The organism is Veillonella sp., assembly GCF_018381775.1.
In the GTDB taxonomy this organism is placed as follows: Bacteria; Bacillota; Negativicutes; order Veillonellales; family Veillonellaceae; genus Veillonella.
The window spans coordinates 1-11669 of sequence record NZ_JAGZRH010000021.1 but is presented as its reverse complement, the minus strand read 5'-3'; the positions used below and the strand labels follow the sequence as shown (position 1 = coordinate 11669).

General features: G+C 33.5%; 19 protein-coding genes and 3 pseudogenes. All 22 read left to right on the top strand.

Features of this window, described 5'->3' with window-relative positions:
* Positions 1 to 308: 308 nt before the first annotated feature.
* Positions 309 to 542 carry a hypothetical protein gene (locus tag KH109_RS09525; RefSeq protein WP_295219126.1) on the top strand — a complete coding sequence of 78 codons (234 nt, stop codon included), beginning with the start codon at positions 309 to 311 and terminating at the stop codon, positions 540 to 542.
* 4 nt (positions 543 to 546) lie between these two features.
* Positions 547 to 993, top strand: a complete 447-nt coding sequence (locus tag KH109_RS09520) for a hypothetical protein (protein ID WP_295219124.1) — start codon at positions 547 to 549, stop codon at positions 991 to 993.
* Positions 994 to 1156: 163 nt separating this feature from the next.
* Positions 1157 to 1672: an SMI1/KNR4 family protein gene (locus KH109_RS09515; protein WP_295219122.1), complete on the top strand. Its 516-nt coding sequence runs from the start codon at positions 1157 to 1159 to the stop codon at positions 1670 to 1672.
* 196 nt (positions 1673 to 1868) lie between these two features.
* Positions 1869 to 2102 carry a hypothetical protein gene (locus KH109_RS09510; RefSeq protein ID WP_295219119.1) on the top strand — a complete coding sequence of 78 codons (234 nt, stop codon included), beginning with the start codon at positions 1869 to 1871 and terminating at the stop codon, positions 2100 to 2102.
* Positions 2103 to 2352: 250 nt separating this feature from the next.
* On the top strand, positions 2353 to 2793 hold the full coding sequence (locus KH109_RS09505; protein WP_295219117.1) for an SMI1/KNR4 family protein: 441 nt from the start codon (positions 2353 to 2355) through the stop codon (positions 2791 to 2793).
* Between the two features lie 57 nt (positions 2794 to 2850).
* Positions 2851 to 3138, top strand: a complete 288-nt coding sequence (locus KH109_RS09500; RefSeq protein WP_295219102.1) for a GH-E family nuclease — start codon at positions 2851 to 2853, stop codon at positions 3136 to 3138.
* A gap of 34 nt (positions 3139 to 3172) precedes the next feature.
* On the top strand, positions 3173 to 3625 hold the full coding sequence (locus KH109_RS09495) for a tetratricopeptide repeat protein (RefSeq protein ID WP_295219097.1): 453 nt from the start codon (positions 3173 to 3175) through the stop codon (positions 3623 to 3625).
* 63 nt (positions 3626 to 3688) lie between these two features.
* Positions 3689 to 3754: pseudogene (locus KH109_RS09810) on the top strand (hypothetical protein); the annotation flags it as partial.
* A complete protein-coding gene (locus tag KH109_RS09490; protein WP_363158915.1) occupies positions 3731 to 4219 on the top strand; it encodes an RHS repeat-associated core domain-containing protein in 489 nt (162 codons plus the stop codon). The pseudogene KH109_RS09810 and the gene KH109_RS09490, both read left to right, overlap by 24 nt.
* 39 nt (positions 4220 to 4258) lie before the next feature.
* Entirely contained in the window at positions 4259 to 4834 is a 576-nt protein-coding gene (locus KH109_RS09485; protein WP_295219089.1) for a hypothetical protein, read from the top strand.
* A 407-nt stretch (positions 4835 to 5241) separates the two neighbouring features.
* Positions 5242 to 5817, top strand: coding sequence for a hypothetical protein (locus KH109_RS09480; RefSeq protein ID WP_295219084.1), 576 nt, complete (start codon positions 5242 to 5244; stop codon positions 5815 to 5817).
* A gap of 129 nt (positions 5818 to 5946) precedes the next feature.
* Positions 5947 to 6171 carry an RHS domain-containing protein gene (locus KH109_RS09805; protein ID WP_363158913.1) on the top strand — a complete coding sequence of 75 codons (225 nt, stop codon included), beginning with the start codon at positions 5947 to 5949 and terminating at the stop codon, positions 6169 to 6171.
* A 74-nt stretch (positions 6172 to 6245) separates the two neighbouring features.
* The gene (locus tag KH109_RS09475; RefSeq protein WP_295219081.1) at positions 6246 to 6590 is read left to right on the top strand and encodes a hypothetical protein; all 345 of its coding nucleotides are present in this window, start codon (positions 6246 to 6248) and stop codon (positions 6588 to 6590) included.
* Positions 6591 to 6663: 73 nt separating this feature from the next.
* Complete coding sequence (locus tag KH109_RS09470) at positions 6664 to 7146, top strand: SMI1/KNR4 family protein (protein WP_295219078.1); 483 nt, start codon at positions 6664 to 6666, stop codon at positions 7144 to 7146.
* 91 nt (positions 7147 to 7237) lie between these two features.
* Complete coding sequence (locus tag KH109_RS09465) at positions 7238 to 7456, top strand: hypothetical protein (RefSeq protein WP_295219075.1); 219 nt, start codon at positions 7238 to 7240, stop codon at positions 7454 to 7456.
* A 93-nt stretch (positions 7457 to 7549) separates the two neighbouring features.
* Positions 7550 to 8005 (top strand): SMI1/KNR4 family protein, encoded by a 456-nt coding sequence (locus tag KH109_RS09460; protein WP_295219072.1) that lies wholly within the window; start codon positions 7550 to 7552, stop codon positions 8003 to 8005.
* 363 nt (positions 8006 to 8368) lie between these two features.
* A complete protein-coding gene (locus KH109_RS09455; protein ID WP_199179752.1) occupies positions 8369 to 8590 on the top strand; it encodes an NTF2 fold immunity protein in 222 nt (73 codons plus the stop codon).
* A 128-nt stretch (positions 8591 to 8718) separates the two neighbouring features.
* Positions 8719 to 9237, top strand: a pseudogene (locus KH109_RS09450) (RHS repeat-associated core domain-containing protein); the annotation flags it as partial.
* A gap of 8 nt (positions 9238 to 9245) precedes the next feature.
* Entirely contained in the window at positions 9246 to 9479 is a 234-nt protein-coding gene (locus KH109_RS09445; protein ID WP_295219066.1) for a hypothetical protein, read from the top strand.
* Between the two features lie 666 nt (positions 9480 to 10145).
* The gene (locus tag KH109_RS09440; RefSeq protein ID WP_295219063.1) at positions 10146 to 10781 is read left to right on the top strand and encodes an Imm43 family immunity protein; all 636 of its coding nucleotides are present in this window, start codon (positions 10146 to 10148) and stop codon (positions 10779 to 10781) included.
* A 35-nt stretch (positions 10782 to 10816) separates the two neighbouring features.
* The gene (locus KH109_RS09435; protein WP_295219060.1) at positions 10817 to 11218 is read left to right on the top strand and encodes an immunity 22 family protein; all 402 of its coding nucleotides are present in this window, start codon (positions 10817 to 10819) and stop codon (positions 11216 to 11218) included.
* Between the two features lie 208 nt (positions 11219 to 11426).
* A pseudogene (locus KH109_RS09430) lies at positions 11427 to 11669 on the top strand (SMI1/KNR4 family protein); the annotation flags it as partial.

Below are 11669 nucleotides of genomic sequence, written 5' to 3'. Positions count from 1 at the left end.
GAACATTTTATTGTTGAGTCCAATTACAAAGGGTTGATTTCAGATACTTGGGAAGTTGATATCTCGAATAGTGCTGTCCTCGCAACTAACAGGTTTTAGACTGCGTGAAACTTCCAATTTTGGTGGCGTGTGTAGCAAGCCGTAGCCCGTATAACGCTTTCAATTTCGGCGTAGCGTGCAGAGGAAAGCACGCACGCACGAGGTTTCTGCTTTTCAGACGACTTCGGCAACCTGATCCACCGCGAACTGGCCGACGGCGATTTACTGGTCATAGTTCTGAGGCCGGAGGTAAGGGGGCAAGTAATCCTTTGGCAAAAAGAATGTTTCGAAAACATAAGAAAGATCCTAGAAGTGGAAAGTGTGTGGAAGCTGATATTTTAAGTCAAGTAGCTAATGAATTTAATCTTAAAACAGAGGTGGCTTTGAAAAAATTTTTAACTAAACACAAATGTTCAGCTACTCAGGTAGTAAGAAATGCAGATAAAAAACTTTTAGCCCCATGCATAAATTGCGCTCCTGTTGTTCAAGCCTTAGGATTTTAAACCAATGAAAAAAAGTCAAAAGAAAATTAAAAAGCAAAATAATTTGGAAATAGAAAATAATGCTATTTTAGATAAAATATTATCAGAGAGATTATTAGCGGATTATTCCGTTCAAGATGAAGTTAAAATATTACTATTATTCACAGATAAATATGTTGCAACATTAAGTAATAATTATAGCTTCTCATCAGATATCGAATTTTCAAAAGGGTACTTGAATAAAAAGATTTCCTTGAAACAATTGCATCAGCGAGAAAGATCAGCATTAAACAACTTAGATAAGCTAGACGAATTTGGTAAAAATATACAAGAGTTAACTTTATTATTTCTAAATACTAATTTCCTTGATGGAGTTGAACAAAATCAAGATATAGGAAGTTTTCTTTTCCTGCTATCTAATATTCAAGATGGCTTGTGCGAAAAATTTTATAATTTTTTGAAGACAATTTGATCAAAAACTGAAACTAAGAGGTTTTTTAGAAAAAAGACTGAGAGCTTTGGATAGGAAAGAAAAAATTAGTAGATATAATACAAAAGCAGTGAAAAAATATTAACGATATGGTATTGAAGGCAATATCTTTCTATCAAGCAAAAAATTTAGGGAGGATACTTTTATGTTCAAATTAAAATTATTGCCTGAGGATTTTTTTAATCTATGTATTAAGCGTAAAGTAGAGATTAAAAAGTTAGATAAACTTCCCAAGCTAGATAATAACTATTTGTTATTCATTACTAAGTATCAGGAGGTAGAGATAATACCTGATATTTCTCTTTTTAATTATGAAGAGGCTTTAAATGAAAATAGATACCTAGAGTGTAATTATCCCGAAATATCAAGGTGTTTTTGGAGTATTGGACAAGCAGGACAGGGAGATGGATGGTTTTTAAATAAAATAGATAATACCATTTTCCATTATAATCATGATGCTGGAGAGTATACCAGATCTGGATTTACAAATTTAGGGATAGATTTCTCACAATTTATCCAGTTGGCTTTGTTATACAGAGATTTAGAGCACCTATTAGATGAAGGAGAGACACTTACGGATAATATAAAAACTGAGTTTATATATTCAGTAAATAGTATAAGTAATAATTTGTTTGATGTTTATCCATTTAAGTATTTTTAATTGGAATATTCAATAAATTTATTAAGCAAGTCGTAGCCCGCACAAAGCCTTTAATCCTGATGTAGAGTGTATGTAGTTCACACACAGTTTCTATTTTTCAGACGATCTCAATCCTTTTTAGAAGTCGTCTGAAATATTGGTTCTTTAACAATCTCATTACCAGTCAATTACAAAATGTAGTTTCTCGAGGAGCATTATGGAAATTAAAAAAGAGTCTAACGACTATATTATTAAATTTAACAACCATGAAGTCTTAGTTTTTTTTGAAGGGCTTGTTAAGTTCGTTGAAAATAATGAAATTATTGATGAAGCTGAGCAAAAAATACTATATGACTTAGAATGCTTATTAGAATCCACATTAGAAGAACCTTTTATGGAGAATTATAAAGATCTAATACATATAGCTAAAAAATCTATTATCAATAATTAGCAAGCTGTAGATTGAGACAAGCCTCAACAATTTGGTTAAAGCCCAAATCTTTAAAAAGACGGCACGAAAGAAACTTGAGCGTACAGCTACGAACCCTTGGCACAGGTACACAACTCTTTATTACAGAAAGATTTCATAGAGATAAAGCATAAGCTGAGGCGCACGATAAATTTCGTGAGGCCTATTGGCAAAACCGTGCACAGGATCATATTGGAAGTTGTAAAAATCCCTCGTATTGAAAGGACTAATCATGAAAGAATTATCAAGCATAGAAAAAAATTTAAACATCTTATTTCCTCAGTCATATAAAAATACCCTTGATAAATTCAAGTCGTTTATGGAAATAGAATTTAAAGATTATGAAATTGATTTATTTAATAATAATTTATTGTTTGACGAGTTGAATTCTTTTCCAAGATGGAATTATATGGAATATTTAGTTGAAATAAACAAGAAAAAACAAAAGGCAGAAAATATTGTACAAAGGCATGACTCCACAGAATTTGTAGACGCTGAACGCGTAAAGAAAGGTTTTATGTTTGGCTCTTCTTCAGATGGGGGACGCTTATATTTCGATTTAAATGATAATCTATCAATATGGGAATATTGGCTAGATGATGGAAGTATTGGAAAAGTAGCAGATACTTTTGATGAAATTCTTGAATATGGAGAAATTATAGATTATGAGTAAACGTAGTTGTATCAAGGTTTAACAAACTCATAAGGTCGTCTGAAATACAACTTTCAGATGACCATACAGATTCCTGAGGCTGCAGTTTTCGAAGTTGTAGATGGTAACAACTATTCTTTAAGGCATGCTCATATGGGACATAACCCTGAGGATGCTGTTTTATATTGGAACCGTTACGGACGTTATCACGGTGCTAAATCTCAGGCAGTGCGGAAATGGATGCTTGATTCTAATAATTATCGAATGGAATATGGGCTAGGCAACTGTTCCCATGGGGCAAAGAGCAAAGAACGCTATAAGAAACCCCGTAAAACTAAAAACGGTAAGCTACCTAAAGGTTGTTAATTGCTAAATATTTTAAGAAATAAAAGGAATAGTTATGTATTTAGAAGAGCAAAATTCAGATTTAAATGATGAGATTAATGATCTAATTTGTTTATCAAATGATTTGACAAGTATCGAAGATAGATTAGCTGTCAAACTAAAAGCATGGAGTTTAATTCCTGAACCTAAGATAAATTGGGTCGAACCAACTTCTTCAGTCGCTAATGGTATTTCTGGAGTTTATGAGGAAAAAGGGGATTACAAAGTAGCATTAGAATGGGTACTACTTGCCTTAAAAGCTAGAGAAATAGAGCCGGATGCAAGTATATTTTGTGATGCAGGTGCAATATATTTTGAGCTTGGTGATATGGAAAATGCCTATAAATACTTTCAACTTGCGTATAATGAACTTCGTTATCAGCCATTTTCATATCGAGATAGGAAATATTGGCAATTTTATAAGCAACGTAAAGAAGAATTAAATCCTAAGAAAAAAAACAAAAAGTAAGAATTGATATTTTCAGACGACCTTTTTTGAACCGTACTTAACCGCCGCTACGCCTACGACCCGTTCGGCAGCTCAAGAGAGATGACCGACATCCATGGCAATCTGTTGTGGTACGGCGAATACACCGCCTGGGGCCGTCTGAAAAAGGATGAACGGGTTTACAAGAATGCGCACCAGCCGTTCAGATTGCAGAACCGGTACTTCAATGAAGAGACGGGGCTGCATTACAACCTAATGCGCTATTACGAGCCAGAGGCCGGGCGGTTTGTGAATCAGGACCCGATTGGGTTGGTAGATCTTTATTCGTTTACTAACAACGTTACTAGTTGGACAGATTGTTTGGGGTTGTTGCCAGAGTTCGATATTGCGGGTTATAAAGATCCTCAACATAAGAATGATAAAAATGCTAATTTATTTGATCCTAAAAAATTGAAAGCACAATCGGCAATGGATAACATTGAGTTAAATACAAATTTAACTAGATATAGAATCTATATAGGCTTGTTAAGAAGAGGATGGGAAAAATCATCTTGCTCGTGCCTATGCAACCAAACTCGCTTCAAATTTAAGAGTTTCAGCGATAAATTTTGCTAGAAAAAAACTTATAAGTTTAATACAAATGAGGAATTAAAAATGACTAAAGCTATTCAAGAAAAAGTTATTTTGAACGAGATTAAGGAAATTAGCCTTAATCGAATAGGAGGAAATATTCCTAAATATTTTGATGATAAACAAGATTGTATTTCAGAAATGATGTTTTATGGATGTTTTGAACATCCATTAAAAACTAATTTTGTCTTATCTATTTTCTTGCCTAAAAATCATGATATTATGCTTGATAATAATATTTATCCTAATTGTGCAATAAAAGTTTTTACTCATCCAAAATCTGAGGAAAGTAAAATTACTTCATTTACAAATATGGACTTAAATAGAATTTATTTTGAACCGTATAGGAAAGCAAATAGTGATGATTTATCAGGTTTAGTAACAGTTGGAGGAGAATTGCAACTGATTCAAGAGGAAGAATATTATTATAAAAATTTAGAAGAAGACGGATATTTGTACTTGATGAGTATAGATGAAGATTATTACCCAGATAATCTTCTTAATGGTAATTACCCTTTTAATTATGGGGCATTGTATATATATTACAAAGAGAATAAAGATAATATTGATGTAGTAGCTGGATTTTGGCAACATTCTTAATTCATCAATAATACTTCTTTTATTAGCAACAAGCCGTAGCCTATATAGTTCTCAAAACTCACAGATAGGGAACGCGCAAGCCGTAGCCCGGAGAAAATCTTCAGTCCTGACATGGAGTGCGTGCGGTACGCACGCGGTTTCTGTTTTTCAGACGACCTTGATACCTTCTTTGAGGTCGTGTGAAATATTGATTCTTTAACAACCTCATCAGCATCATCGCCCCCACTTGTTACACCACAAGATACAGCTACAACGCCCAATGGCTGCCCAAAACCGTTACCGACACTTACAATACGACAGCTACGACGCCTTGGGCAGAAGAATAGGCATAGTCCTTTTAATTTGAGAGAAGTAACTAGAGAACAATATGCAGCGCTTGACCCTTATAGGAATCTAGGAGATTAGCTATGAAAGCAATAGAAATTTTAAAGAATTTTGTGGAAGAAAAATTATCAATTGAAGAATTGGAAATGGCGTTGTATTCCGATCAAGAATTAATTTCTCTGTTGGAAAATACTAAAGCTAAACCTTATATGAATAGTAATTCTACTTATGAATATTTAATTAGTCAGGATTTGACATCTCTTGATGCAAAGTTAAATTTGATGGATATTTTCAGGGAAATTTTAGATTACAAGCATATCCCGTACTCTTCGAATTCAACGACAGAAAAAAATTTTGATTTGATTTTGGAGGCTATTCCTAACTGGATACCAGCTGATATGGGTTATTTAAATTCCTTGTATGATAAGCACAAACCTAAGCCAGTGACCACTTTTAAAAAGATCATTAAGGAACATTTCATTTGCATGGATAAACATCCCAAATGGTTACAGGAGCCTGATTGGCCTATCGTTGATAATATTCCCGCAATGTTTCTAGGGCAGTTAGATATATCTAAGTTGAAGCATGATACTACTTATTTGTACATTTTTTGGGATAAAAAAACAGACAGATATATAGAAGTAATACAGTCTCTATAAATGAGCAAGCTGTAGCCAATGGAATCTACAATTCCGATGTAGAGTGCGAATGGAACGCACGCACGCGGCTTCTGCTTCTCAGACCGCCTCGAAGAGGAAGCTAGATTCGTTTGGGACGGCAGCCATTTACTGCAAGAAATCCAACCGGACGGCAGATATATCTATATTTACACCAATCTGGATTCCTACGATCCTTTAGGACAGGTTCGCGATTGGACAACCGAAGACGGAGAAGGCGTCCAACAAGCCCACTACTTCCACTGCGATCAAATCGGCATCCCACGTGAGATGACCGATAAAAACGGCAACCTCTTGTGGTTCTTCAACTATACCGGCTGGGGTCATCTAAAATAGATGAGCGGTTTTATCAGAACGCACATCCTAAGAGGGCTTTTAAAAAAATTAGGTTTAAAATTGGATTAAGTAAAATGAAAAAGTTACTGATTGGAACTATTTTGCTTTTGACAGGAGCTTTAAAAATGTCACAACCATTTAAAAAAAATACTCAATATAATGATTTGACTGTTAGATACTATTTAGGAATGACTTTCTCTAAGTATAACCATCCTGCAAAATTGTATGATGAAATCAATTTAGATGAGGTAAACAATATCCGAAAAAGCAAAGAGACTATATCTTATTATATTGGGTTTTATAAAGATGGAAAATTAATTAAATTTGAGAAATATATTAATAATAATAAAGTAATGGATTTTGCTTATGAATATGATGAGAGGGGAAATCTAATCAAAATTTATAAAAATAACACTTAGGTAAGAAAACCGTCCCAAAAAAAGAAGGAAAAAGAAAAAACTGGTGCTTGTTAAGTTATTAAAGGAGTTTGCCATGCTCAATTTTTATGATTGTGATAAAAATTTATCTGAAAACGATTTTAATGAAGTTGAAAAAAAACTAGAAGTATCTTTTCCATCTTCATTCAAGTCACATTACTTCAAATGGAATGGAGGTACTCCCAATCTTTCTTGTTTTGTCAATGATAATATTGATTATGATTATATTGAAATCCGCGACTTCATTCCCATTAAATATTCTAAGCAGTTTGAGGATGATCCAGATTTTACATTAGAAGGAAGAGCAATAAATGAATGGGAACTTAATGAGTTACCTAGGAGTTTAATTCCTTTTGCTTTTGATTGGGGAGGTAATTACCTCTGTTTAGAAAAAAATAGTTGGCAAATTATTTATTATGTAAGGGACGTATGGAGTGAAAATATATCAAGGGAAGCTAATTTTAAAAAAAATTCAATTATTATTGCGAAATCATTTGAGGAGTTTTTAAATTATTTGGAAGAAAATCCTGATGATTAATAAACTGGCGTAGCGTAGTGTATATATAGTAAGCGTAGCTTTCATAAAGAGATACTAGAACCAAAATACTATTTTGGAAGAGGATAGCATTATGTTAGATAGATTATATTTAATCAAATTGATTGATCAGTTAAGAAATTTTGAAGGATCAGAAGAGAATGAAGAGGTACTCCTTGAAAAATTAGTAAATTTGGTCACAGATCCAAATATATCAGATTATATATATTGGACAGACATGAGCTCCGAGGAAATAGCTGATAAAGTACTTAGTTACAAACCTATTATCCTCCCTGATTTAAGCAATTCTTAGTCTACATGAAATTTTTAGTTTTAATGTAACATATGTGTGGAATACATACATGTACTATGCGTAATAAACGACCTAAGAAGAAGTGTTGATTATTTGGATTACCTTGAATTATTTGGTGGAGAGACGGGGTTTATAAAAGAATTTAAGTTAACACCATATAGTAATTTACCTGAATATTGTTATCCTGATGACGATATTCCTGTAGGTGGTAATATCGAATGGAGTGGTGGTGATTTAGGTTTTTTTTATGGTGAAAATATAAACTACCAAAAAAACTCCCAAATTAGTGAAAGGCTTGAAAAATACAAAAATAGAATACCAGATAATTTTCTACCAATATCAAGTAATGAATTTGGTGATTTGATTTGTCTATGTACTCAAGGTGAAAGAATTGGGCAAATTTTCTATTGGGATCACGAAAATGAATGGGATGAAGAAGATTATTTTGATGAATTTGGTGTACAAATGCCTGAAGAAGTAAAATTCCAAAATATCTATTTAATTGGTAAAGATCTATATGATTGCTTTAGCAGAATGATTCCAGTTTAATAATTAAAGCAAGCCGTAGCTCGTATAAAACCTCCAGTCTCGAAGTAGCTTGTGTGCTGTGTGAACGCACGCGTTTTTTGCTTTTCAGACAGTCTCAGTCCGTTCTTTGAGACTGTCTGAAATATTGGCTCTTTAATAATCCGATTATTGATCAGCATCAAGGCCGTCTGAAATATTCGTTCTTTAAAAATTTCTCATTTAATCAATATATAGATAATGCATTACCTACACAAGCACAATCGATTTTTAAATTTTGGTATTAAGGAAAAAATGATGAACAAAATCTGTCTCTTTATTATATTAGTATTTCTTTGTTTTACTTCAGCTTTTGCAAAAGATTTTTTAGACAAAAAGGAGAGCAATATGTTAGTCAGTTCAGAAAATATGGCGCTTGAGCTTGCTGAAATATACATAAAAAACGTATATGGAAATACCGTTTCAATAAATCAAAAACCATACCGTATTATTGAAGAGAAAGATGTCTGGATCATTAATGGAGCCCCTCCACAAGCACTAGGTGGTAATTTCCATATAGTTATTTCTAAAAAAGATGGGAGAGTAGAAAAAATAACTCATTCAAAATAGCAAGCTGTAGCCCGTACGAAACCTCCAATCCCGACGTAGAGCATTGTGGTACGCACAAAGGCGGTTTCGCCTGTCTAAACCACATCAGCGAAGACAGTGAAATCCGATAACAAACCCATTACTTCCACTGCGATCAAATCGGCATCCCGCGTGAGATGACCGATAAAGACAGCAACCTCTTGTGGTTCGGCAATTACACCGGTTGGGGACGTCTGAAAGAGGAAACCAAGGTAACGGATAGCGCATACCAACCTTTCCGCCTGCAAAACCAGTACGCCGACCGTGAGACGGGGCTGCACTATAACTTTTTCAGGTATTATGAGCCGGAATGTGGAAGATTTATCAACCAAGATCCGATTGGATTGGCTGGTGGTAGTAACCTCTATTGGGCTGTACGTTCTGCAAGAGGAAATGCCAGAGCATTTAACGATTCTGTACAGGTGAGACATAGTGGAAATGCTACTGCCGCACGTGACATGAGAAAACAATTACATATATTTGTAGTAGAAGAAGATATTTGCGTAGGAAAATCAAAAGCAAAAGTAAATAAAAAATATGGCGATGGGGGAGCAACCCAATATTATATTCGAGATATGGATAAACCGAAATTAACAAGTACTGGCAACCTTCGATCTTTCAGGAGGTAAAATTACATATGAATCAAATTAAATTATTTATACAACAAAAAAACATTGTCATCAATAATCTCTCCTTAAACTTTAATGATATTAAAGATATTAAAGAAAAAACTAAATTAATAAATTTTAAAAATATACAAGAAGGTATTTATTTCAAGAAAATATTTATTACCTTGGAGAAGAAGGAAAAATATTTATCGACATATACAAAAAGGAAATTGATATCTTATTTAATGACTATTTTTATTTAACTAAAAACATCTTAGAATCAAAAATTATTCAAAATTTTCTTAATTTATATCCTCCTTTAAAATCATATTGTGTACTAAAAAGTGCTCCAGTACTCGAATTTAAAGGCCCTGAATTGGCATGGAATTCCCTTTTGTTCATCTATGACTCCAAACAGGCATCAATAAGGCTGAATATTTCATTCTAAAATACTACAGTAAAATAATAAGAAGTATTTATGAAAAAACCATACGAAATACACTCAGATTTTTTTAAGAAAATGATTGCTTCAGGCTGGTATGAGAATAGAGAAATTATTTTAGATTCTCTATCCCACCATTTAGAGGAGTTACCTGATAATGTAAAAAATTTTCTAAGAGAAATATGGTGTTTAACAATTAGCTATGACGCTTATTATCGTAGTAATGGACGTTCGACTACCGCAAAGACCATACCGTCGTTACCGACACTTATAATACTCAGGGAATATTCCGTCCAGCTTCTTCTTGGCAGACACACCATTTAATTCCACAGGCAGTTTGGAAAGAAAACAAAATATTTTTTAATAGTTTCGGCATGAAAGGCAAAGGATTAGGTAGAGATAGTTGGACTAACGGTTGAGTAAGTCCATATCTGTTGGAGGATGTTCATCTACCAACTCACCAAAACGATTAGATTAGGAGGATATTATGAAAAAGTTATTAGTGTGGGGATATGCTCTGCAAAGCATGGATAAAGCAGAAAAAATGGGGTTGCCACGTGTAAGTAGTGGAGTCCTAGGTGTATCAGAGGAATTCAACCCTAAAAAAACGCATCCTGATTTTGACTTTCCATGGAGTTGGTTCGTAAAGGGTCAAGAAATTCCTCCAATGCCTGAAAAGGTTTATATCTGCTTAAAGAAAGCAAGAGGTGTTACTTTTGATTTTCTTACATATAACGATTTCTTTATCATGTCAGCGCGTTTTTTGGAGTTTATTAAAAAATACGGGTTTGATCATGATTTTGGAATGAGTAAAGCAATTATTGTTAATACAAAAGGTGAGTTATTGACGAACGAAGTCTATTATTTAGTAAGAATAGTTGATTGGGAAATTGAGGATGAAATTGTTTACCCAGATTTAGCATTAGATGAAGATGATTTTTCACTGGAGGCATATACTAATTCAAATAAGGATATTTTATTGTCTTCCAATTATAATTATTCAAGAGCATTTATGGTGTCAGAAAATTTAAAAGAAAAAATATTGGAAAACTTTTCTTTGCCTTTTCTTTATTCTTTGGAAGAGTGGAAGGAATTAAATAATTCAGACTTTTATTGGGATTAATAAGATATATAACATTTTGAATTATGAGGTATTATATGATTGAAACAACTAAAGATATGATTTCAGTGTGGATGGGGACATCTTTTAAAACACCTGATGAGTTTAATGAATATACAGATGGAATGGAGGACTCAGATTCTCATTGTCCAGCTTTTGCAGATTTTGGAGTTTCATTTATTGATTCTGATTATTTTGTGGCATTCCAGACAGATAATGGAGAAATTGTGCCAGTTGAAGTGTTAGCAGAAGAAGTTGGGGCACACTCCAATAAAGTTATAAAGGATATTGTGAAAGTAGCAAAAGAGAAAGGAATAAATGAAGGTAATTCTATATATTACTATTCTAATGCAACATTTTATGAGGAAAATCCAGGTAAACTTTACAATGATCTGAAGTTTATAGGAACCTTTAAAGACCCAAGAAAAAAATATCGCTAGTGATAGTGAAACATTAGTTAGGATAACGACCGTCTGAAAGTTGTTTTGCAGAGGGCCTTAAACAATTAGATTAACGGCAATCTGATAGTTGCACCATCGACTACGCCTACGACCCGTTCGGACGGCGCCTTTCCAAAGAATGCCAAGCAAATTAAACGAGAACTAAGTCAAAGTTACAAGTATTTCAGAGAACTAGGAGCACTTTAAAATGAATAGACACGAATTAGAAGCCTTATATACTTTAAATAATCCTGCTACTAGCCAAGCTATAAAAATGTTACCTTCAGAGTGGCATATTTTATATCCTTCATATCTTCAATTTTTAGAACTAAGTAATGGATTATTTGGAGATGAGATAACCCTTTTGGAAGCCGAGGATATCCAACAAAGGAATATTGACTATGAAGTAAAAGAATATTTGCCGAATTTTCTTATGATTGGAGATAATGGT